We start from the raw sequence: 20288 nt of genomic DNA on the forward strand, positions 1-20288 counted from the left end.
CTCACTGGAAACTTTCCTATCCTTTCTGCAGTAAATTAACAGTCCGTAAAAGGTATTTGCAGCCAAGAAAAACGATCGTAATAATCTTTAGGAATATCCTGTTTCGTCAAGAAACAAGGATAAAAGTAGTCGTCTCCCTTTCGTAGAATATCCGGTTTTAGACGAACACCTTCTTGTTCGTCACTCCCATCCATTAAAGAGGCATTAAAGGGAACCCAAACTTTAGATTGCTTCAATTCCTTGAACAAAGCTTCAATTGACTCCGTCGTTTTCTCCCTCAAATACTGTTTCTTATAGTCAGAGATAGTCTTTGTGTTCTCTATTTTTTTCTTAAAGAACTGAAACACTTTCGTTCCTCCTAGAAAATCTAAATATACTGACAAACTTTTCCATCCCGATAAGCATTGTCAATCAAGCCACCGCCTAGACACTCTTCACCGTCGTAAAAGACAACAGCTTGTCCTGGTGTAATAGCTCGTTGAGGTTCTGCAAAAATCACTTCTGCCTTATCACCTTTAACGTGTACAGTTACCTTAGAATCTGGTTGACGATAGCGGAACTTAGCTGTACACTCTAATGTAAACTCTTCTGGCATATCTCGTGTAAAGTGAACTTGACTAGCCTGTAAACTTGTTGACATCAATGCTTCATGATAGAAGCCTTGACCTACATAAAGAATATTTTGACTAAGGTCTTTACCAACTACAAACCATGGCGCATTGTCTCCACCTTGTTGGCCTCCAATTCCAAGCCCACCCCGTTGACCGATTGTGTAATACATCAAACCTGCATGTTCACCCATATCTCGTCCATCAATGGTCATCATTCGACCTGGTTGGGCAGGAAGGTAATTCCCTAGAAACTCTTTGAAATTTTTTTCTCCAATAAAGCAAATTCCAGTTGAGTCTTTCTTTTTAGCTGTTGCTAATCCAGCTTCTTCAGCTAGACGGCGAACTTCAGGCTTTTCCAAATGTCCCAATGGGAACATGGTTTTTTGAAGTTGTTCTTGTGACAGCTGGCTTAAGAAATAAGTTTGGTCCTTCCCGTTGTCAACACCACGTAACATATGAACAATGCCATCCTCATCACGCGCCACGCGCGCATAGTGCCCTGTCGCTACATAATCTGCACCGAGTGTCATAGCATAATCTAAAAAGGCCTTAAATTTGATTTCCTTATTACACATGACATCCGGATTTGGTGTTCGACCAGCTCGGTATTCAGCAAGGAAATATTCAAAGACACGATCCCAGTATTCTTTCTCAAAGTTGACAGAATAGTAAGGAATGCCAATTTGGTCTGCAACCGCTGCTACATCTTTGTAATCTTCTGTAGCTGTGCAGACGCCATTTTCGTCTGTGTCGTCCCAGTTTTTCATGAAGATGCCGATGACATCGTAACCCTGTTGCTTTAATAATAAAGCTGTTACAGATGAATCCACACCACCACTCATACCAACAACAACACGTGTTTTCGAGTTATCACTCATAGATTTCTCCCATCTTTTCGTTTCTCACGATTGAAGGTCGTGGTTTGCTTCAACGATTGAAGGTCGTTTTGAGCAGTTACCATTTTAACACGCTTTATATTAGAAAACAAGCATCTTACTATTCTTTTTGTTGATCAGGATCGATGGGTTTACAAGTCTGTAAATTTAAAAAGAGTCCTATTCAAGAACTCTTTTTAAACGAATTTAATACCAGCCATTTGCCAACCAGAAATTTTTAGCTGCTGACCATGATCCATAACGGTTGACAACATATTGATTGGCCACTTTTTCCTGGTTTGCAGGTGATAAATCACCATTCAAATAAGTGATAGTCAATTGGTAACGACCATAATATTGGCCATTTTGTGCTGTATAACTACCACTTGACTCTTTTTGGGCAATCCATTCCTTAGCAGCCGCATCTTCCGCACTCAAGCCATCTGAAGCAGAGACAGTAGTTGTTGCTTGTGTAGTATCAGTTTTACTAGCAGGAGCTTGCTCCGTAGTTTTCTGCGTTGAATTTGCATCTTCAATCTCAAGAACTTGACCAACTGAGATAAGATTCACGTTACTAATCTTATTTTTCTTAGCAATTGCATCAACCGTTGTGTTCTTCTCTTTAGCAATAGCTGATAAAGTATCACCTGATTTTACAGTATAAGAATCTGCATTCGCTACAATTGGAAGGAAAAGTCCTGCAAGTAAACTAAGTCCAATCATTCGTTTCATCATTTGTTTTTTATTCATTATTATGTACTCCTTTATTGGTATACCTCTATACTACACAAGAAATATTTCATATTTATTGAAATAATGTGTCAAATATTTCAGTCAGATGTTAGAAATACTAAAAATCCAGGATAATATAAATGCTTTAAGCCCCCTTTAAGATTTCTCAGATATTTCGGGAAAAATAGAAGAAATCATCAGCCATATCTGATATAATGAAGTAAAGTGATCACAAAGGAGCAGAGCATGAACTCTTTAAAATTCCAATCAGTTTTTGATATTATTGGACCTGTGATGATCGGCCCATCCAGTAGTCACACTGCAGGTGCTGTTCGAATTGGTAAAATTGTTTCTTCTATCTTTGGAGAGGAACCAAAAGAAGTTGAGTTTCAATTATTTAATTCCTTCGCAAAAACCTATCGTGGTCATGGAACAGATTTAGCCTTAGTAGCGGGCATCTTAGGAATGGACACAGATGATCCTAGAATACCAGATAGTCTAAAAATTGCACATGAACGAGGCATTCGGATTGTTTGGTCTATTCAAAAAGAGAGCAATGCTCCTCACCCAAACACAACGACTATTACTGTTAAAAATGATCATAAAACGATTTCTGTTACTGGAATCTCAATTGGTGGTGGGAACATACAGGTTACTGAGTTAAATGGCTTTGCTATCTCGCTAAATATGAATACTCCAACCATTATCATTGTTCACCAGGACGTCCCTGGGATGATCGCTCATGTGACAGAAGCTCTTTCTCGCTATGATATTAACATTGCACAAATGAATGTGACGCGGGAAAAAGCTGGAGAAAAAGCGATTATGATTATAGAAGTTGACTCAAGGAGTTGTGAAGCAGCTATCGACGATATCCGTAAAATTCCTCATCTTCATAATGTCAACTTTTTCAAATAAGGAGTTCATATGTTTTATTCAATTGTAGACCTCGTAGAACAAGCAAGCGCGCAATACGAAGGAAACGTCGCAGAGTTAATGATTGCGACTGAATTTGAACTAACTGGTCGTGAACGAGAAGAAGTCCTACGATTAATGACCCGTAATTTAGAAGTGATGATTGATTCTGTAAGGTTAGGGTTAAATGAAAACCACTCTCGTAGTGGGTTAACCGGTGGGGATGCCGCAAAATTAGATCGCTATATCAAATCAGGAAAAACGTTATCTGACTTGACCGTCCTAACCGCAGCGAAGAATGCTATTGCTGTCAACGAACACAATGCTAAGATGGGACTGGTCTGCGCAACACCCACTGCAGGATCTGCTGGCTGCCTTCCCGCAGTTCTCACTGCAGCAACTCAAAAATTAGGGTTAAACCGTCAGCAACAACTAGATTTTCTACTGACAGCTGGAGCTTTTGGTTTAGTCATCGCCAATAATGCTTCTATTTCAGGTGCAGAAGGTGGTTGTCAAGCAGAAGTTGGTTCTGCTTCAGCTATGAGTGCGGCTGCATTGACACTTGCTGCTGGAGGAACTCCTTATCAAGCGAGTCAAGCAGTCTGTTTTGTCATCAAAAACATGCTTGGGCTCATTTGTGATCCAGTAGCAGGACTCGTGGAAGTTCCATGTGTCAAACGAAACGCAATGGGAGCCAGCTATGCCTTCATTGCTGCTGATATGGCCTTAGCAGGTATTGAATCAAAAATACCTGTTGATGAAGTTATTGACGCCATGTACCAAGTTGGTTCTAGTCTTCCGACTGCCTTTAGAGAAACAGCTGAAGGAGGATTGGCAGCAACACCAACCGGACGTAGATTACAAAAAGAGATATTTGGAGAATAACATGCAAGCCTTATTTTTTGATTTAGATGGAACATTAGTTGACAGTTCCAAGGGAATTACAGAGAGCTTTCAACATACATTCGATACTTTGAAGGTTCCTCAACCCGATCTCAAAACCATCCGTAGTTTTATGGGACCACCTTTGATTTCTAGTTTTGAAGCTACCCTTCCTGAAACTTTGGTAGATCAAGCCGTAACTATCTATCGCCAGTATTATCATGAAAAAGGTCAATACAAATCAACTCTGTTTCCTCAGATAGTAGAAGCTTTGAAAGCATTACAAGACGAAAACATTCCTCTTTATGTAACTACTTCAAAACATGAACCGGTTGCTTTACAGATGTGTCAAGATTTAGGTATCGCTAAATACTTTAAAGGAATTTATGGATCAAATTCAGATCGTATCAACAAAGCCGATGTCATTCGATACGCCTTATCAAGCAATGACCTTCCAAAAGAGGAGACAGTGATTATTGGGGACACAAAATTTGACCTCATTGGAGGTCAAGCAGTTGGTATAAAAACCATGGCAGTCACTTGGGGATTTGGAGATCTTGAAGAGCTACTTCTTTACTCACCAGATTTTATTTGTCACTCTCCACTTGATATTCTTGAGACATTAAAAAAATAGGTTTACAAATTGTAAACCTATTTTTTAATAACCCCAAGCTGATAAACCTTGTGAGCTATATGCATTGTATGCAGACTGGATTTGATCATCAACTGTTGCAGTTGAACCCCAACCTGGCATTGTTTGGAACAACCCACTAGCACCAGAAGCATTTGCTGCATTTACTTGACCATTTGATTCACGGGCAATAATTGCTTCCCAAGTAGAAGCAGGTACGCCAGTCATTTCAGCCATACGAGCAGCTGCATAAGATCCTTGTTCTCCAGCAGTATTCCCATTTGGTAGAACAATTCCACCATTTGTTGATTGTGCAGAAGTCACTGCAGCATTTGCTGCATAAGTTGTTTGTTTTTGAGCAGTTTGTGCTGTTGCAGTTGCTGTAGGTGCACTTTCAGCAGGGTTTTGCTTGCTCTTGTGGAGCAACTTTATCAATCATAGATTTTGAACGCTCACCTAACTCAATAATTTGTCCTGCATAGATCAAATCTTCATTGGTCAGATTGTTAGATGCAATAATATTTTCTACTGAAGTGTTATTTTCTAGTGCAATTTTTGATAGAGTATCTCCAGACTTCACTTCGTAAGTTTCAGCATTCACTGTAGCAATACCAGAAATGAAAAGTGATGCTGCTGAAAGTAGGGAAGTGACTGTCCATTGGAACTTTTTACTGTTCATGAATTCTATTCTCCTTTCGAACATAATTCTATCATACACACAAAATGTTACAGTTTATTGTAGAATATATTACAAATGTTACAAGAATATGTGAATTTAATGTAAAAAGCGCTTTGTATAGCGCTTTTTCCTTATTTTTGAACCAATACAACTAGCTCTATCCATTTTTTAGATAAAAAACTATCAACATGAGGTACAGAATAACGAGCAATGCTAGGGTATCTTTTACTCTCCACTGCAGAGTCCGATAGCGTGTTCGTCCCTCACCGCCTTTGTACCCTCTCGCTTCCATCGCAATTGCTAATGCATCTGCGCGTTTAAAACTTGAGGCAAACAAAGGAATGAGAATCGGAATGAAGGAACGAATTCTTTTTAATAAATTTCCCTCTCCAAAATCCACACCACGCGCCCTTTGCGCATTCATGATTCGATTCGTATCATCTACTAAGGTTGGAACAAAGCGCAAACTCATAGATAGCATTAACCCAATCTCATGAGCCGGAACCTTAATAATTTTTAGTGGTGTAAGGAGCTTTTCAACAGCATCTGCTAAACTCAATGGTGTCGTCGTCACGGTTAAAATCGTCGAATAAAAAATGATTAAAATAAATCTACAAAATATGATGGCGGCTTGCATCAATCCTTGGTCGGTTAATTTAAAAAACCACCATTGATACAAAATAGTTCCTTGAGAGGTCGCAAATAATTGAAAAATAGTTGTAAAAGCAATGATAAAAATCATTGATTTTAAGCCTTTAATATAAAAACTAACCGAAATCCTCGTTAGATACATTAATACAAAAATAAAACCAAAGAGAAGAACATTTGTCTGGATATTATTTGCCCAAAACAGAAGAAATATGAATAAAAACATTGAGAGCAACTTCCCACGAGGATCTAGTTGGTGGATAATGGAGTTTCCAGGAATATACCTTCCTAAAATCATATTATTCATGAAGTAACAGCTCCTTTAGTTCCTCAATTTTGATTGGTAGTCTGTCCAGAGGAAGTCCTCTTCGTTTCAATTGAAGAGCAAAATTCGTAATTTTTGGGACTCCTAATTGAAGTTTTTGTAAATACTCAACCTGTTGAAACACTTCCCTTGGGGATCCGTTTAGGACAAGTTTTCCCGCTTCTAAAGCAAATACGGTATCAGCAAAATTTGCTACATCATCCATCGTATGAGTTACCAGAACTAGGGTCATCCCATTTTTATGTAATGTCTCAAACAGCGCCATCAATTCCTTTCTTCCAGCAGGATCTAGCCCTGCTGTTGGCTCGTCCAATACTAAAATCTCTGGTTCGATAGCTAAAATACCCGCGATCGCAACCCGTCTCATCTGTCCACCAGATAGTTCAAATGGACTTTTATCATAGATAGACTCTTCTAAACCAACGATCGCTAATTTTTCTTTGGCTATTTCCTCCGCTTTATCCTTAGGTACTCCAAAATTTTGTGGTCCAAAGGCTACATCAGCTAGAACGGTTTCTGCAAACAGCTGACTTTCTGGAAATTGAAAAACCAAACCGACTTTTTTTCTCAGGTACTTCATTTCTTTTGGCTCAGAATGATTATCTAAAACAAAATCTTCAAATTGAATCGTTCCTTTAGTCGGACGCAGTAAACCATTTAGTAATTGCAACAAAGTAGACTTGCCACTACCAGTATGCCCGATGATGGCTGTATAAGATCCATCTTTTATTTCCAAACTAATATCAGAAAGCGCCTGCCCTTCAAAAGGACTTCCCTCTTGATAAGTATAATAGACATTCTTTAAAGAGATTCCCATAGTTGGTCTAATAACTCACTTTCTGTTAGATAATCCTGTTTTAGCGGAAAATGCGAGCTGAGAGATTCTTGAACCTGCTTACTAAAAGGCTTATCTAGTCCAATCTCATTAAGGTCATTTCTTGAAAACAATTCCCGCGGCGTCATAGAAGACTCTAGTTTTCCTTTTTGAAAGACGAGTGTTCGATCACTTAAGGCAATTTCGGATAAATCATGGGTAATGGAGATAATTGTTAATTGAAATTTTTTCTGAAGTTCTCTCATTACCGCCATTAGATCCTCTCTGCCTTCTGGATCTAACATACTAGTTGCTTCATCAAGGATAATAATAGTTGGTCTCAAGGCGATAATACCTGCTATGGCCACCCGTTGCTTTTGACCACCTGACAAACGAGATGGTTCGCGATCTTTAAATTCCAGCATACCGACTTGCTCAATAGCCTTCTCCACACGTTGAAACATTTCTTCCCGTGGAATTCCTTGATTTTCTAAACCAAAGGCAACATCATCTTCTACTGTCGCACCAACAAATTGGTTGTCAGGGTTCTGAAATACAATCCCAATTTTACTACGAATTTCCCATATAGTTCCACGAGTCAGTTGTTTTCCATCAACGTAAATCTCACCAGACTCAGCTTCCAAAAGGCCATCAATCAGGCGTACAACTGTAGATTTCCCACTACCATTGTGTCCAACAATCGAAAGCCACTCTCCTTGTTTCACGTGAAACGAAACCGTGTCAATTTGATACTCTTCTACTGTTTTATCGTATCGAAAGGATACATTTTTTAGCTCAATCATCTGTTTCATTTATTTAAATGTGTCTTTAAAGAGATAGCTACTTCCCTTAAAGTAGTCGTAACCAGAATAAATTGTGAAAATCAATGCAATATAAAGCAACACTTGCCCTGGAAGTGTCCAATGGCAAAGCAAAAAGATAATGGCAAACATTTGGCTAAAGGTTTTAATTTTTCCTGGCATGGCTGCAGCAAGAACTGTACCACCTGTCTCAACAAGTAGAAGACGCAAACCAGTAACAGCTAACTCACGACAAATGATAACGGCTGCAATCCAAGCAGGAACCATTTTTAATTCAATCATCATGATAAAAGCTGACATGACCAATAATTTATCTGCCATTGGATCCGCAAATTTACCAAAATTACTAACTACATTCCATTTTCGTGCAAGAAAGCCATCTAAATAATCTGTAATACTAGCAATTGCAAAAATAAATGCCGCTACAATATGTCCTAAGTAAGAGTGACTTAAACTTAAAATGGCAATAAAAATAGGAATCATCACAACCCGAATTAATGTCAATGCATTAGGAATATTTTCTTTTTTCATACTTCCTCCAAAAAATAAACTATCTTTACATCTATTTTACAGATGCTGTAAACTCATAAAAATATACGATATAAATCACAAAACCAAGAATGACAAAACTAACTAGTAGATAATACAGGATTGGTAACCAGCTCGCTTTCTGTCTTAATTTTCTTGAATGAAGCTCTTCGTCATCTACAAGTATCTCTTCATCAAATAACAATTCTTTTCCTTCACGAAAAGCTGTCAATAGGATGGACTCATCTAATCCCAAAGCCCATGCTAACTTTTTAAGATAGATCTGAGCGTAAAAGGGACTCGGTAATAGATCAAACTCATCATTTTCCAACGCTTCTATATAAGGAATTTCAATGGCTGTCTTATTTGACACATCCTGTAAACTTAAGTGTAAATTTACTCTTGACAGTCTTAACACTTGACCAATCGTTCTCTTCTTCATGTTTTCCCTTCTTGATACATTGTTTACTACTTTTGAAAAATCATATAGTCAACCATCTCAGCCTGGTCGATGAACTGACGCCCTAATTTGATGATATCTTGTAAACTAATACCTTGTAAAATCTTTGGAAGATCATAAGAAGTGCTACAGTCTGAAAAATATTCAAACTGAGTGGCACTATACTCAAGCGAATTTAAACCTTGTAAGAAATCACCAAACATTTCGCTTTTAATCGTATCCAAATGTTCCTGATTCACATCTGGATCCTTCTCAAATTGTTTGATCGCTGACCTAAATTGATGAGATAAGGACACCGGTTCTTGAGTATCCATTGTCAAAATAACGAAATGAAATAATTCCTCAACCTCGACTTCAAGTGTCAATGAGTTGTCAATCTTCCCAGCTTCATATAAACTTTGAAACCGTTGCGAAGTCCAACCAAACATCATCGAAAACAGTAATTTCAACATCAATTTATAACGAAATTTTTCCTCTTCCTTAATGATATCATTTCCTCGAATTCCAATTGCCAACTTAGGAGTAGCAACTTCCATTCTACAAGATTGATTCAATCTTACTTCATTTTTTTCTACAGGAAAACGTTCTAACTCCACAGATGGATGAGGAGGAACTAGATCATATTCCTTTACTACTTGCAATACTTCATCAACATCAAAGTTTCCGATCACTAATAAGTGCATTTGAGAGGGATGATAGAATAGATCAAAGTTTTCACGGAGATTATCTATTGTAATGTCAGAGATAGACTCCCTAGTCCCAGCAATATCATCTGCTAACGGTGTTCCAGGATATAAATTTTCTAAAGCACCAAAAAATAATCGATAGTCTGGACTATCTTGGTACATTCCAATTTCTTGTTGAATGATTTCTCTTTCCTTAGATACAGATTTTTCTGTAAAGGAAGCCTTTGAAACCATCTCCAATAACAATTGAATATTTTCAGGGACTTTTGAAGTTGTTGAGAAAAGATAACTTGTCTTTGTAAAGCTTGTAAAGGCATTACTTTCCGATCCTAAATGAACGAATTTTTTTAAATAATCTTGACCATTTTCATCTTCAAATACTTTGTGTTCTAGGAAATGAGCAATTCCTGCAGGATATTGCCTTTCATTACCATTCACTAGAATTCGTGTATCCACTGAGCCAAACTTAGTTGTGATTATTCCATAGGTTTCATAATAATCTTCTTTGGGAATTAAATGAATAGTCAACCCATTTGACAAGCGTGTAAAGTAAACTTGCTCACCAACTGATTCATAATATTTTTCTTTAATTTTCAATCTTTACACTACTTTCCTTCCATAAAATAAACAGACTGTAAATTAATTGTTTTTGCCACTTCAATAATTTCTTCTCTACTAACCTTATCGATGGACTCTAACCACTCTTCTAAAGAAAGGACTTTCTTTCCTAGGATCGTTTTCAAATATTCCCTTTCAATCAAGGTATTTTGCCGATCCTGTGCTAATAAGGTCGTATTCACCAACATTTCTTTTGTCAATTGAAGCTCTGACTCTGTAAACTTGCCTCGTTTTAAATCATTCAACTGTCTCATAATCAAGGTCATTACTTTCGTACGAGATTCCTTATCAATGCCTGCAAAAACTCTCATAAAGCCTGTAAAAATATCAAAATGGCTAGAGATGGTATAAGCAAGTCCTTCTTTCTCACGAATTATTTGAAAAAGTCTCGAATGCGAGAAAGCTCCCAGCATCCCATTTAATACAACTAGTGGGATATGGAGAGATTCTCCATACTGGGTAGAAAAATGGTAACCTAATTCTAGAATAGATTGTTGGTTTTGTTTTTGCTCTAACTTTTCTCTAACAACATTTGTAAAAGGTTGTTGATAGGTGACAGACAAATTGTTATCACGTGGCTTGAATTCAAACTGGTTCACTCGATCCACAATAGCGACCTCATTAAAATCACCTATGAAAAAGAAGTCAATATTATCTAATTGGAGCATCTGGTGAAACTGTGAAAGAGAACTTTGAGCTGTCTCTTGTCTCACTAAATCAACTTTCCCCAATCTTGACATCCCGATTGTTTCGTCTTCAAAAAATAGTTGATTCAATTGCCCATGTGCATAATAATAAGGCTCTTCAATTTCTGACTCCAAATCGGAAATTGTATTTTTCTTTTCAACGTCAAATGTATCACTGTCAAAGTTATCTTCTACTACCAAAGGTGAAAAGAAGATAGTTTCTATAATGTCCAAAACTTCATCAGTAAGAACATTTTTCTTGCTCAAAAAGTCATCGCGCACAAAGGAAATATTCAAATCAACATAATGAACACGCCCCCTCTTAGAGACTGAGGTGGACAATTCTACCCCGTATAGACTCGCTAATTTTTCACGGAATAATTGTGAAGTTGGATATTTTTGATTTGCAGTTTCCATCATACAGGCTACTAAAACACGCGCAGCCACGGTATTTTCATCTAATGGCGATGAAAAACGGACCTTAATTTTATTGGTTTTAAATTTTTTTGATTGAAGAAAGTGAAGATTCACGCCCTTTACTAATTCCATTTTCATCCTCGTTCTACTCAATAGTAACTTTCATTATAACACGAAATCACACTAAAATCCTAATTCAAACTGTGAAAAAGCTCCTCAAATCACTCAACATTCTCTACCCTAGAAAAACTAAAAATATGGTATAATAACACGCAAAGAGGTGAACTATGAATTACAAATTATTTGATGACTTTATTACATTACAAGCAATCTTAAAAGAACTCGGTATTATACAGAGTGGTGGTGCAATCAAAGCTTTTCTTCAAGAAAAAGAAGTCTTTGTTAATGGTGAATTAGAACAACGGAGAGGCCGTAAACTTCGTGTCAATGATCAAATTGACATTCCTGAACTGAGCATGACTATCACCACTCTTGAACCTTCTCAAGAAGAAATAGAAGAACATCTTAAAGAGAAGGAAGAAAAGGAACGTGTTGCTAAACTTGTCAAGCAACTCAATCAACAACAAAAGAAACAACCGACAAAGACTAACAAAAAAGAAAAAGCAATTCGCTTTCCTGGTATCTCGTAATGTGGTTAAAACAGTTATCCATTCAACATTTTCGTAATTATCAAGAACTAGAAGTCGAGTTTCATCCTGGATTAAATATTTTCCTAGGTCAAAATGCTCAAGGAAAGACCAATATTCTCGAATCAATTTATTTTCTAGCTTTAACCAGAAGTCATCGAACACGAAATGATAGAGATCTCATCTATTTTGAATCCACTGATTTTAAAGTTTCTGGTCAATTGCAAAGAGAAACTGGTCCCCTTCCATTAGAAATTTCCTTGACACCAAAAGGTCGGATAACTAAGGTAAATCATTTGAAACAAGCCAAATTATCGAACTATATTGGCCATATGAATGTTGTCCTTTTCGCACCCGAAGATTTGCAACTGATCAAAGGATCACCTGCAGGGCGTCGAAAGTTTATTGACATTGAATTAGGTCAGATGAAACCTCTCTACTTATCTGACTTATCTCAATACAACCATGTACTGAAACAAAGAAATAGTTATCTAAAAAATTCGGAAAAAATTGATGCTACATTTTTGGAGGTCTTAGATTCACAACTAGCTAGTTTTGGAAGTCGCGTCATCCATCATCGGCTTGAGTTTATTAAAAAATTAGAAGCTAAAGCAAAAGAAAAACATACTCGACTTTCTGACAACAAAGAAGACCTATCAATTCAATATCAGTCAACTGTTTTTTCTGAAGAAGGAAATGATATAGAAGAGCAGTTTCTCTCTATGTTGGAAAAAAACCGTCAGAAGGATATTTTTAGGAAAACAACAAGTATTGGGCCTCACAGGGATGATTTGGCATTTTTTATCAATAATATGAATGCTACCTTTGGTAGTCAAGGCCAGCATCGAAGTGTTGTTCTCTCTCTAAAATTAGCAGAAATTGAATTAATGGAAGAAATCACAAGAGAAAAGCCGATTTTACTACTTGACGATGTCATGAGCGAACTTGACAATTATCGTCAACTTCAACTACTTGAAACCATCTCTAATAATATTCAAACATTTATTACAACGACCACTCTCGATCATTTAAAAGAACTACCTGAAGAGTTGAAAATTTTCACTGTTCAAGCCGGTCATATCAAAACAGCATCTTGACAATACTGTCAAGATGCTGTTATTTTTGTTTACAAATGTGTAAATTTATTGTGCCGAGTAGTTAGGAGCCTCGTTTGTAATTTGCACATCATGAGGATGGCTTTCTTTCAATCCGGCACCGCTCATTTCGACAAATTGTGCATGATCATGTAAATCTTGAATGGTTGCTGCACCAACATAACCCATACCTGAACGAATACCACCGATCATTTGGAAGACCATATCTGCTACAGAACCTTTATAAGCAACGCGTCCTTCAATTCCTTCAGGGACCAATTTATTGGCTTCATTGACAGTTCCTTGGAAGTAACGGTCGCTAGAACCTTTCTTCATTGCTGCAATAGATCCCATACCACGGTATGTTTTAAATTTACGACCTTGGAAGATTTCTGTTTCACCTGGTGCTTCATCTGTACCTGCAAGCATTGAGCCAAGCATAACCGCGTTTCCACCAGCTGCTAGTGCTTTGACAATATCTCCTGAATACTTGATACCACCATCAGCAATGATCGTTTTTCCATATTCACGAGCTACAGCGGCTGCGTCATAAATAGCAGTCACTTGAGGAACACCAACCCCTGCAACAACACGAGTTGTACAGATTGATCCTGGACCAATTCCGACCTTAACTACGTCTACCCCTGCATCAAATAATGCACGAGCACCTTCAGCGGTTGCAATATTTCCTGCAATCAAGGTACGATCTGGGAAGTGGGCACGAATTTCTGCAATCTTACGAAGAACACCCGCAGAATGTCCATGAGCAGTATCGATGACAATTGCGTCTGCACCAGCTTCAAAAAGAGCTTCTGCACGTTCAAAAGTATCTGAAGTAACCCCTACGGCACCAGCCACAAGCAAACGACCAAATTCATCCTTAGCCGCATTTGGGAACTCAATAACTTTTTCAATATCTTTGATTGTAATCAAGCCAGAAAGACGACCATTTTCATCTACCAATGGTAATTTTTCAATACGGTGCTCTTGTAAAATGCGTTCAGCTGTTTCCAAATCAGTTCCAACCGGTGCAGTCACCAAATTTTCACTCGTCATATGATTTGAAATGGGTTGATTGTAATCAGAAATAAAACGCAAATCCCGGTTTGTAAGGATACCAACTAATTTACGATTTTCAAGTGTTTCAACAACAGGAACACCACTGATTCGGTATCGTCCCATCAACTCATCTGCTTCTGCAATTGTATGAGACGGAGTCAAATAGAACGGATCAATGATAACCCCATTTTCAGAACGTTTTACTTTGCGTACTTCATCTGCCTGTTGCTCAATTGACATGTTTTTATGGATCACACCAAGTCCACCAGCACGTGCCATAGCAATTGCCATTTGACTTTCAGTCACCGTATCCATAGCAGCAGTAATGATTGGGATATTCAAGCGTAAATTACTTGCTAATTGTGTACTTAAATCTGCATCATTAGGCAATACGTGACTTTCTGCTGGAATCAAAAGTACGTCATCGAATGTAAACCCTTTTTTCAAAAACTTTGTGTCCCAATTAGACATTAGCTGGATCCTCTTTTCTTTTTATTTGAGCAAGGCTCGAATTTTTATTGTTAATATCATACCATTCTATGGCAATTTGTCAATCATTTATTGGTAACTATCAATGAACGGTATAAAATGTTCGCTATTAATGAAGTCGTTTTATTTTTTAAAATAGGTAATTCCCATCGCAGATTTGACTTCATCCAATGTTTGAGCTGCTACATTTCGAGCACGTTCACTTCCTTTTTCAAGAATAGAGTAGACTTCACCCATATCCTTTGCAAATTCAAGGCGTCTTTCACGAATTGGTCTTAATTCACGATCTAAAATTTCTAAAAGATATCGTTTGGTCTTTACATCACCAAGTCCACCACGTTGATAATGTTCTTTCATTTCTGCAATTTCAGCTGAATCTTCTGGACGGCCAAATACATCCAGGTAATGAAACACCATATTGCCTTCGATTTTTCCTGGATCCTCTACTTTAATATGATCCGGATCGGTATACATACTCATCACTTTTTTCTTTAAAGTATCCGCATCATCAGCTAGGTAAATTCCATTATTCAATGATTTAGACATTTTAGCATTTCCATCTAAACCAGGTAAGCGCCCCGCTGCTTCATTTTCAGGATAAATTCCTTCCGGTTCCACCAAAGTATCTGTGTTGTATGCATGATTAAAGGAACGAACAATCTCACGAGTTTGCTCAATCATAGGCTTTTGATCATTTCCTACTGGAACAAAATTCGCTTTAAATGCTGTGATATCGGCTGCTTGTGAAATAGGGTATACCAAAAATCCTGTTGGAATACTCTCACCAAAACCTTTTTGAGAAATCTCGGTTTTTACAGTTGGATTCCTTTCAAGTCGCGCCAAAGATACTAGATTCATGTAATACATGGTCAATTCCGCTAATTCAGGAATCTGACTTTGAATGAAAATCGTAACTTTTTCAGGATCTAGTCCAGCTGCCAGATAATCCAAAGCAACATTACCAATAGATTCTACAATCGTTTTTGGATCTTTTGCATGGTCTGTCAAAGCTTGCTGGTCTGCTAGGAAAACAAACATATTATACTCATCTTTATTTTGCAACAAGACGCGATTTTTTAAAGAACCAACATAGTGGCCAATATGGAGTTTTCCTGTCGGTCTATCTCCTGTCAGAATGATGGGTTTTGTCATACTCTTCTCCTTAATCGTTATCCCTATCATTATAGCACTTTCTAGTTGAAAATGTTAGTCTATCCTCTATGTTTGTAAGGAATTAACACTTTACTAAACTGTCAATTTCGTTTACATCATTGTAAAAACAAATTGACAGTAAAAAAGTTGAATTTTCCCCTATTTTCTAGTAAAATGAAGACATTATAGAAAGAGGAGAAAATCATTGCTTACAGTATCAGACGTCTCACTACGTTTTAGTGATCGAAAATTGTTTGACGATGTCAATATCAACTTTACAGAAGGAAATACGTACGGTCTCATCGGTGCCAACGGTGCTGGAAAGTCAACCTTTTTAAAAATTTTAGCTGGAGATATTGAACCAACAACTGGTCATATTTCTCTTGGCCCTGATGAACGTTTGTCTGTTTTGCGTCAAAATCACTTTGACTACGAAGACGAGCGGGTCATCGATGTTGTCATTATGGGAAATGAAAAGCTCTACAACATTATGAAGGAAAAAGATGCTATCTACATGAAAGAAGATTTCTCTGATGAAGATGGTGTCCGTGCAGCTGAACTTGAAGGTGAATTTGCCGAACTTGGTGGATGGGAAGCAGAAAGTGAAGCATCTCAATTGCTTCAAAATCTAAATATTTCAGAAGACCTTCATTATCAAACTATGAGCGAGTTAGCCAATGGGGATAAAGTGAAAGTTCTCTTAGCTAAAGCCCTTTTTGGTAAACCAGATGTCCTTCTTTTGGACGAGCCGACCAATGGATTGGATATTCAATCCATTACCTGGTTAGAAGATTTTCTGATTGATTTTGAAAATACGGTTATCGTTGTATCCCATGACCGCCACTTTTTGAATAAAGTCTGCACCCATATGGCGGATCTCGACTTTGGAAAAATTAAACTTTACGTCGGAAACTATGATTTCTGGAAAGAATCTTCTGAACTTGCAGCAAAATTACAAGCAGATAGAAATGCAAAAGCTGAAGAAAAAATTAAACAATTGCAAGAGTTTGTCGCACGTTTCTCAGCCAACGCTTCAAAATCAAAACAAGCAACTTCGCGTAAAAAAATGCTTGACAAGATTGAACTTGAAGAAATTGTTCCATCTAGTCGGAAGTACCCATTTATCAACTTTAAGGCAGAACGAGAAATTGGTAACGATCTCTTGACAGTTGAAAATCTTTCTGTCAAGATTGATGGTGAAACTATCCTTGACAATATCAGCTTTATCTTACGTCCTGGTGACAAAACCGCCCTTATCGGACAGAACGATATTCAAACAACCGCTTTGATCCGTGCATTGATGGATGATATTGAATATGAAGGAACTGTCAAGTGGGGAGTTACAACTAGTCGATCATATCTACCAAAAGACAACAGTCGTGATTTTGCAGGTGGTGAAAGTATTCTTGATTGGCTTCGTCAATTTGCAAGTAAAGAAGAAGATGACAATACTTTCCTTCGTGGTTTCTTAGGACGGATGCTCTTTTCGGGTGACGAAGTTAACAAGTCTGTCAACGTCTTGTCAGGGGGAGAAAAAGTTCGTGTCATGTTGTCTAAATTGATGCTCCTCAAGTCAAATGTTCTTGTACTGGATGATCCAACCAATCACTTGGATTTGGAGTCTATTTCAAGTTTGAATGATGGATTGAAGAATTTTAAAGAATCGATTATCTTTGCTAGCCATGACCACGAATTCATTCAAACACTCGCCAACCATATTATCGTTCTTTCAAAAAACGGCGTAATCGATCGTATTGATGAAACCTATGATGAGTTTCTTGAAAATGAAGAAGTTCAAGCAAAAGTGAAAGAACTTTGGAGTCAATCATAAAAATAAAGAGCCTGAAATAATGATTTCAGGCTCTTTCAGTAGAAATATATGAATAAAACAAAGCTAAAAACATCCCTTTTTATAGTATCTTCTTTCCTGATTCCAGCTATCATGATGTTCTTTATTTACCTCTCACAAGGAATCTACTGGAACAGTGATACATCCCCATTATTAGGAGATGGTTATCATCAGTATGTCATTTTTGATACCACACTTCGAAATATTTTACATGGGACGGATAGCCTATTTTACAGTTTTCAAAGTGGATTAGGTATTAATTTCTATGCACTCAGTAGCTATTATCTAGGAAGTTTCTTTTCTCCTCTCGTCTACTTCTTTAATGCACAATCCATGCCGGATGCTGTTTACCTCATCACTCTTCTTAAATTTGGAGCTATTGGGTTAAGCACTTATATTAGTTTACATGGAATGTTTTCTAAAATTCCTAGATCCCTGGTTCTTACCCTTTCAACATCATTTGCTCTTATGAGCTTTGCTATCAGCCAAATTGAAATCAAAACTTGGCTAGATGTTTTTATCCTAGCACCATTAATTCTTTATGGATTCAAAAAACTCATTTACAATGAGGGAGAGATTCTCTACTTTATCAGCTTAACCAGCTTGTTTATCCAAAATTATTATTTTGGGTTTATGATGTCTATTTTTCTTATTTTATGGTACTTGACACAACTGTCATGGGACATCAAAGTAATTGGAAAACGCTTCTTTCATTTTGTAATTGTATCTCTTTTATCAGTTATAACAAGCCTTGTGATGTTATATCCAACCTTCTTAGATTTACGCACTCATGGAGAAAGTTTTTCAAAGGTTGACAGTATCTTTACAGAAAAAAGTTGGTATCTTGACGTATTTGCAAAAAATTTCATTGGAAGTTTTGACACTACTAAATATGGATCAATTCCAATGATCTACGTGGGATTATTTCCACTTCTTTTAGCGATTACCTTTTTCTTTGTAAAGTCGATCAAGTTTCACGTGAAACTTTCTTACTTTATACTCTTGACCATTCTTATTTTGAGTTTTCGTTTTCAATTATTAGATCTCCTTTGGCAAGGTATGCACGCGCCGAATATGTTTCTTCATCGATACTCTTGGATCTTTTCTTTGACGATTATTCTGATGGCAGGAGAAGTACTAAATCGAATAGAGGAGATCACTTGGATTCGTTTTAGTCTTGCTAATTTTCTCCTTATTCTAGGATTTGGAGCAACTGTCCTTTACAGCAGTCACTATAAATTTTTAGATGCAGTCAATTTCATTGTTACTTTTGAGTTTTTAATTGCTTTCTATTTGGTCTGTTTAGGATTTATCCTAAAAAAGATACTGCCTAGACTTTTCTATCTTTCGATCCTGTTTTTCTCCATCTTTGAATTATCGGTGAATAGTTATTATCAAATGGAAGGTATTGCGAATGAATGGGTCTTTGCTTCTCGATCATCCTACGAACGAGACTTAAAAGCCATCCAATCCTTAGTAAGAGAGAAGACAGACTCTAATTATCGGACTGAGATTCTACAGCCACAAACGGGCAATGATAGCATGAAGTATGGTTATAATGGAATTTCTCAATTTTCATCTGTACGAAATACGGATGCTAGTTCGACATTAGACAAACTTGGATTTAAATCTGAAGGAACCAACCTCAATCTTAGATACCAAAACAATTCTATTTTAATGGATAGTCTATTTGGTGTTCGCTATAATTTAAGCCAACAACCTGTTCAAAAATTTGGATTTAAAGAGATTGCAACCAAAAATGGAGTCTCACTTTCAGAAAACGAATATGCCTTACCAATCGCCTTTCTGTCAGCAAAACCTTATAAAAATACTTCCTTTACGAATTTGACACTGGATAATCAGACACGATTCATCCATCAAATCACAGATGAAAAATATAAATTTTATAAGAAATTAAATATTCTCTCGCCTACTTCACAAAATACTACATCTTCGTTGCAAACTGCAAAAATTGAAGAAGATAGTCATCTATCCTACGCAAGTATTCAATATGAAGTAACGGTTCCTGCCCATAGCCAACTATATGTCAATGTTCCAAATTTACAATTTTCAAACGATGATCGGAAAGATATTGAAATCAGCTACAATGGACAGACCCAACGCTATACCATTGATAATGCCTTTCCATTCTTTTCGATTGGCCATTTTGACACAGAGGAAACAGTTACTATTCGTTTGAGTTTTCCAGAAAATTCGACAGTCTCCTTTGATACACCAGAATTTTTTGCTCTGGATCTTGACCAATACACACAAGCTATCGCTAGTATTCGTCAGCAAGAAGTTGCTATTCACAAAAAGAAAAACAAATTGGTAGCAGCCTATAACGCAAATAGAGACACTACCCTTATTTTTACACTCCCTTATGATAAAGGCTGGTCAGCTAAACAAAATGGAAAACCTATCCAAATTCATCGCATCCAGAAAGGATTATTGGGAGTTCGTGTTTCAAAAGGATCCGGAACAGTCACCTTAACATTTGTTCCCCAAGGCTTCATTGAAGGACTCATTGCCTTTTTCGTTGGAATCATTCTCTTCTTCCTCTACGAATGGAGACAAATAAAAAGACGAAAAAGCTAAGGAATCTAACCATCGTTCACTTATAAATAAAAGGCTAGGATAGTCATTATCCTAGCCTTTTTCAAAACAAAA

At 37.1% G+C, this 20288-nt stretch carries 19 protein-coding genes and 1 pseudogene; 7 read left to right on the plus strand and 13 right to left on the minus strand.

Translation table 11 applies throughout. The features are described from left to right. Positions 1 to 35 precede the first annotated feature (35 nt). From HMPREF2686_RS05630 to HMPREF2686_RS05640, 3 genes are all read right to left on the minus strand, one after another. Positions 36 to 383: an SseB family protein gene (locus HMPREF2686_RS05630; protein ID WP_261673675.1), complete on the minus strand. Its 348-nt coding sequence runs from the start codon at positions 381 to 383 to the stop codon at positions 36 to 38. Further along, positions 368 to 1489, minus strand: coding sequence for a tRNA 2-thiouridine(34) synthase MnmA (gene mnmA / locus HMPREF2686_RS05635; protein ID WP_023919979.1), 1122 nt, complete (start codon positions 1487 to 1489; stop codon positions 368 to 370). Before mnmA ends, HMPREF2686_RS05630 begins: the two co-directional genes overlap by 16 nt. 204 nt (positions 1490 to 1693) lie before the next feature. Then, positions 1694 to 2236: an aggregation-promoting factor gene (locus tag HMPREF2686_RS05640; protein WP_049506431.1), complete on the minus strand. Its 543-nt coding sequence runs from the start codon at positions 2234 to 2236 to the stop codon at positions 1694 to 1696. A gap of 228 nt (positions 2237 to 2464) precedes the next feature. Here HMPREF2686_RS05640 and sdaAB point away from each other — a divergent pair, with 228 nt between their 5' ends. From sdaAB to HMPREF2686_RS05655, 3 genes are read left to right on the plus strand one after another with little or no spacing between them, the layout of a single operon-like run. After that, complete coding sequence (gene sdaAB / locus HMPREF2686_RS05645; protein ID WP_023919982.1) at positions 2465 to 3136, plus strand: L-serine ammonia-lyase, iron-sulfur-dependent subunit beta; 672 nt, start codon at positions 2465 to 2467, stop codon at positions 3134 to 3136. A 9-nt stretch (positions 3137 to 3145) separates the two neighbouring features. Further along, a complete protein-coding gene (gene sdaAA / locus HMPREF2686_RS05650) occupies positions 3146 to 4018 on the plus strand; it encodes an L-serine ammonia-lyase, iron-sulfur-dependent, subunit alpha (protein ID WP_049495772.1) in 873 nt (290 codons plus the stop codon). Position 4019: 1 nt separating this feature from the next. Continuing rightward, a complete protein-coding gene (locus HMPREF2686_RS05655; protein WP_049495773.1) occupies positions 4020 to 4649 on the plus strand; it encodes an HAD hydrolase-like protein in 630 nt (209 codons plus the stop codon). 24 nt (positions 4650 to 4673) lie between these two features. Here HMPREF2686_RS05655 and HMPREF2686_RS10765 read toward each other — a convergent pair. From HMPREF2686_RS10765 to yfmF, 8 genes and pseudogenes are all read right to left on the minus strand, one after another. Further along, positions 4674 to 5325: pseudogene (locus HMPREF2686_RS10765) on the minus strand (LysM peptidoglycan-binding domain-containing protein). 157 nt (positions 5326 to 5482) lie between these two features. Continuing rightward, positions 5483 to 6280: an energy-coupling factor transporter transmembrane component T family protein gene (locus HMPREF2686_RS05665; protein WP_049506432.1), complete on the minus strand. Its 798-nt coding sequence runs from the start codon at positions 6278 to 6280 to the stop codon at positions 5483 to 5485. Continuing rightward, a complete protein-coding gene (locus HMPREF2686_RS05670; RefSeq protein ID WP_049506433.1) occupies positions 6273 to 7115 on the minus strand; it encodes an energy-coupling factor transporter ATPase in 843 nt (280 codons plus the stop codon). Before HMPREF2686_RS05670 ends, HMPREF2686_RS05665 begins: the two co-directional genes overlap by 8 nt. Next, positions 7100 to 7924 (minus strand): energy-coupling factor transporter ATPase, encoded by an 825-nt coding sequence (locus tag HMPREF2686_RS05675; RefSeq protein ID WP_049482711.1) that lies wholly within the window; start codon positions 7922 to 7924, stop codon positions 7100 to 7102. The genes HMPREF2686_RS05670 and HMPREF2686_RS05675 overlap by 16 nt, the downstream gene beginning before the upstream one ends. Continuing rightward, the gene (gene pgsA, locus HMPREF2686_RS05680) at positions 7925 to 8464 is read right to left on the minus strand and encodes a CDP-diacylglycerol--glycerol-3-phosphate 3-phosphatidyltransferase (protein ID WP_049506434.1); all 540 of its coding nucleotides are present in this window, start codon (positions 8462 to 8464) and stop codon (positions 7925 to 7927) included. A 31-nt stretch (positions 8465 to 8495) separates the two neighbouring features. After that, positions 8496 to 8903: a helix-turn-helix domain-containing protein gene (locus HMPREF2686_RS05685; RefSeq protein WP_023919990.1), complete on the minus strand. Its 408-nt coding sequence runs from the start codon at positions 8901 to 8903 to the stop codon at positions 8496 to 8498. Positions 8904 to 8929: 26 nt separating this feature from the next. Beyond that, complete coding sequence (gene yfmH, locus HMPREF2686_RS05690; RefSeq protein ID WP_070449619.1) at positions 8930 to 10204, minus strand: EF-P 5-aminopentanol modification-associated protein YfmH; 1275 nt, start codon at positions 10202 to 10204, stop codon at positions 8930 to 8932. Positions 10205 to 10212: 8 nt separating this feature from the next. Then, complete coding sequence (yfmF, locus tag HMPREF2686_RS05695) at positions 10213 to 11460, minus strand: EF-P 5-aminopentanol modification-associated protein YfmF (protein WP_070449666.1); 1248 nt, start codon at positions 11458 to 11460, stop codon at positions 10213 to 10215. A 155-nt stretch (positions 11461 to 11615) separates the two neighbouring features. On the opposite strand from yfmF, the gene yaaA reads away from it, so the two are divergent. Both yaaA and recF read left to right on the plus strand, forming a co-directional pair. Beyond that, on the plus strand, positions 11616 to 11978 hold the full coding sequence (yaaA, locus tag HMPREF2686_RS05700; protein WP_070449621.1) for a S4 domain-containing protein YaaA: 363 nt from the start codon (positions 11616 to 11618) through the stop codon (positions 11976 to 11978). Further along, on the plus strand, positions 11978 to 13072 hold the full coding sequence (gene recF / locus HMPREF2686_RS05705) for a DNA replication/repair protein RecF (RefSeq protein ID WP_049471767.1): 1095 nt from the start codon (positions 11978 to 11980) through the stop codon (positions 13070 to 13072). The genes yaaA and recF overlap by 1 nt, the downstream gene beginning before the upstream one ends. Before the next feature lie 45 nt (positions 13073 to 13117). On the opposite strand, the gene guaB is transcribed toward recF, so the two are convergent. Next, positions 13118 to 14599 (minus strand): IMP dehydrogenase, encoded by a 1482-nt coding sequence (guaB, locus tag HMPREF2686_RS05710; protein ID WP_070449625.1) that lies wholly within the window; start codon positions 14597 to 14599, stop codon positions 13118 to 13120. A 141-nt stretch (positions 14600 to 14740) separates the two neighbouring features. Continuing rightward, positions 14741 to 15769, minus strand: coding sequence for a tryptophan--tRNA ligase (gene trpS / locus HMPREF2686_RS05715; RefSeq protein ID WP_021154159.1), 1029 nt, complete (start codon positions 15767 to 15769; stop codon positions 14741 to 14743). 205 nt (positions 15770 to 15974) lie between these two features. On the opposite strand from trpS, the gene HMPREF2686_RS05720 reads away from it, so the two are divergent. Beyond that, positions 15975 to 17600: an ATP-binding cassette domain-containing protein gene (locus tag HMPREF2686_RS05720; protein ID WP_049486042.1), complete on the plus strand. Its 1626-nt coding sequence runs from the start codon at positions 15975 to 15977 to the stop codon at positions 17598 to 17600. A 48-nt stretch (positions 17601 to 17648) separates the two neighbouring features. Beyond that, on the plus strand, positions 17649 to 20216 hold the full coding sequence (locus HMPREF2686_RS05725) for a YfhO family protein (RefSeq protein ID WP_070449637.1): 2568 nt from the start codon (positions 17649 to 17651) through the stop codon (positions 20214 to 20216). The last annotated feature ends 72 nt before the right edge of the window (positions 20217 to 20288 follow it).

The organism is Streptococcus sp. HMSC057G03 (genome assembly GCF_001808745.1).
Classification (GTDB): Bacteria; Bacillota; Bacilli; order Lactobacillales; family Streptococcaceae; genus Streptococcus; species Streptococcus parasanguinis_Z.

What these genes read in the sequence shown, in the direction of transcription:
- pgsA (WP_049506434.1), bottom strand. Translation starts at nt 8,464, where the DNA reads ATGAAAAAAGAAAATATTCCTAATGCATTGACATTAATTCGGGTTGTG.
- sdaAA (WP_049495772.1), top strand. Translation starts at nt 3,146, where the DNA reads ATGTTTTATTCAATTGTAGACCTCGTAGAACAAGCAAGCGCGCAATAC.
- HMPREF2686_RS05725 (WP_070449637.1), top strand. Translation starts at nt 17,649, where the DNA reads ATGAATAAAACAAAGCTAAAAACATCCCTTTTTATAGTATCTTCTTTC.
- trpS (WP_021154159.1), bottom strand. Translation starts at nt 15,769, where the DNA reads ATGACAAAACCCATCATTCTGACAGGAGATAGACCGACAGGAAAACTC.
- HMPREF2686_RS05655 (WP_049495773.1), top strand. Translation starts at nt 4,020, where the DNA reads ATGCAAGCCTTATTTTTTGATTTAGATGGAACATTAGTTGACAGTTCC.
- yfmF (WP_070449666.1), bottom strand. Translation starts at nt 11,460, where the DNA reads ATGGAATTAGTAAAGGGCGTGAATCTTCACTTTCTTCAATCAAAAAAA.
- HMPREF2686_RS05685 (WP_023919990.1), bottom strand. Translation starts at nt 8,903, where the DNA reads ATGAAGAAGAGAACGATTGGTCAAGTGTTAAGACTGTCAAGAGTAAAT.
- guaB (WP_070449625.1), bottom strand. Translation starts at nt 14,599, where the DNA reads ATGTCTAATTGGGACACAAAGTTTTTGAAAAAAGGGTTTACATTCGAT.
- recF (WP_049471767.1), top strand. Translation starts at nt 11,978, where the DNA reads ATGTGGTTAAAACAGTTATCCATTCAACATTTTCGTAATTATCAAGAA.
- sdaAB (WP_023919982.1), top strand. Translation starts at nt 2,465, where the DNA reads ATGAACTCTTTAAAATTCCAATCAGTTTTTGATATTATTGGACCTGTG.
- HMPREF2686_RS05675 (WP_049482711.1), bottom strand. Translation starts at nt 7,924, where the DNA reads ATGAAACAGATGATTGAGCTAAAAAATGTATCCTTTCGATACGATAAA.
- mnmA (WP_023919979.1), bottom strand. Translation starts at nt 1,489, where the DNA reads ATGAGTGATAACTCGAAAACACGTGTTGTTGTTGGTATGAGTGGTGGT.
- HMPREF2686_RS05665 (WP_049506432.1), bottom strand. Translation starts at nt 6,280, where the DNA reads ATGAATAATATGATTTTAGGAAGGTATATTCCTGGAAACTCCATTATC.
- yaaA (WP_070449621.1), top strand. Translation starts at nt 11,616, where the DNA reads ATGAATTACAAATTATTTGATGACTTTATTACATTACAAGCAATCTTA.
- HMPREF2686_RS05670 (WP_049506433.1), bottom strand. Translation starts at nt 7,115, where the DNA reads ATGGGAATCTCTTTAAAGAATGTCTATTATACTTATCAAGAGGGAAGT.
- HMPREF2686_RS05640 (WP_049506431.1), bottom strand. Translation starts at nt 2,236, where the DNA reads ATGAATAAAAAACAAATGATGAAACGAATGATTGGACTTAGTTTACTT.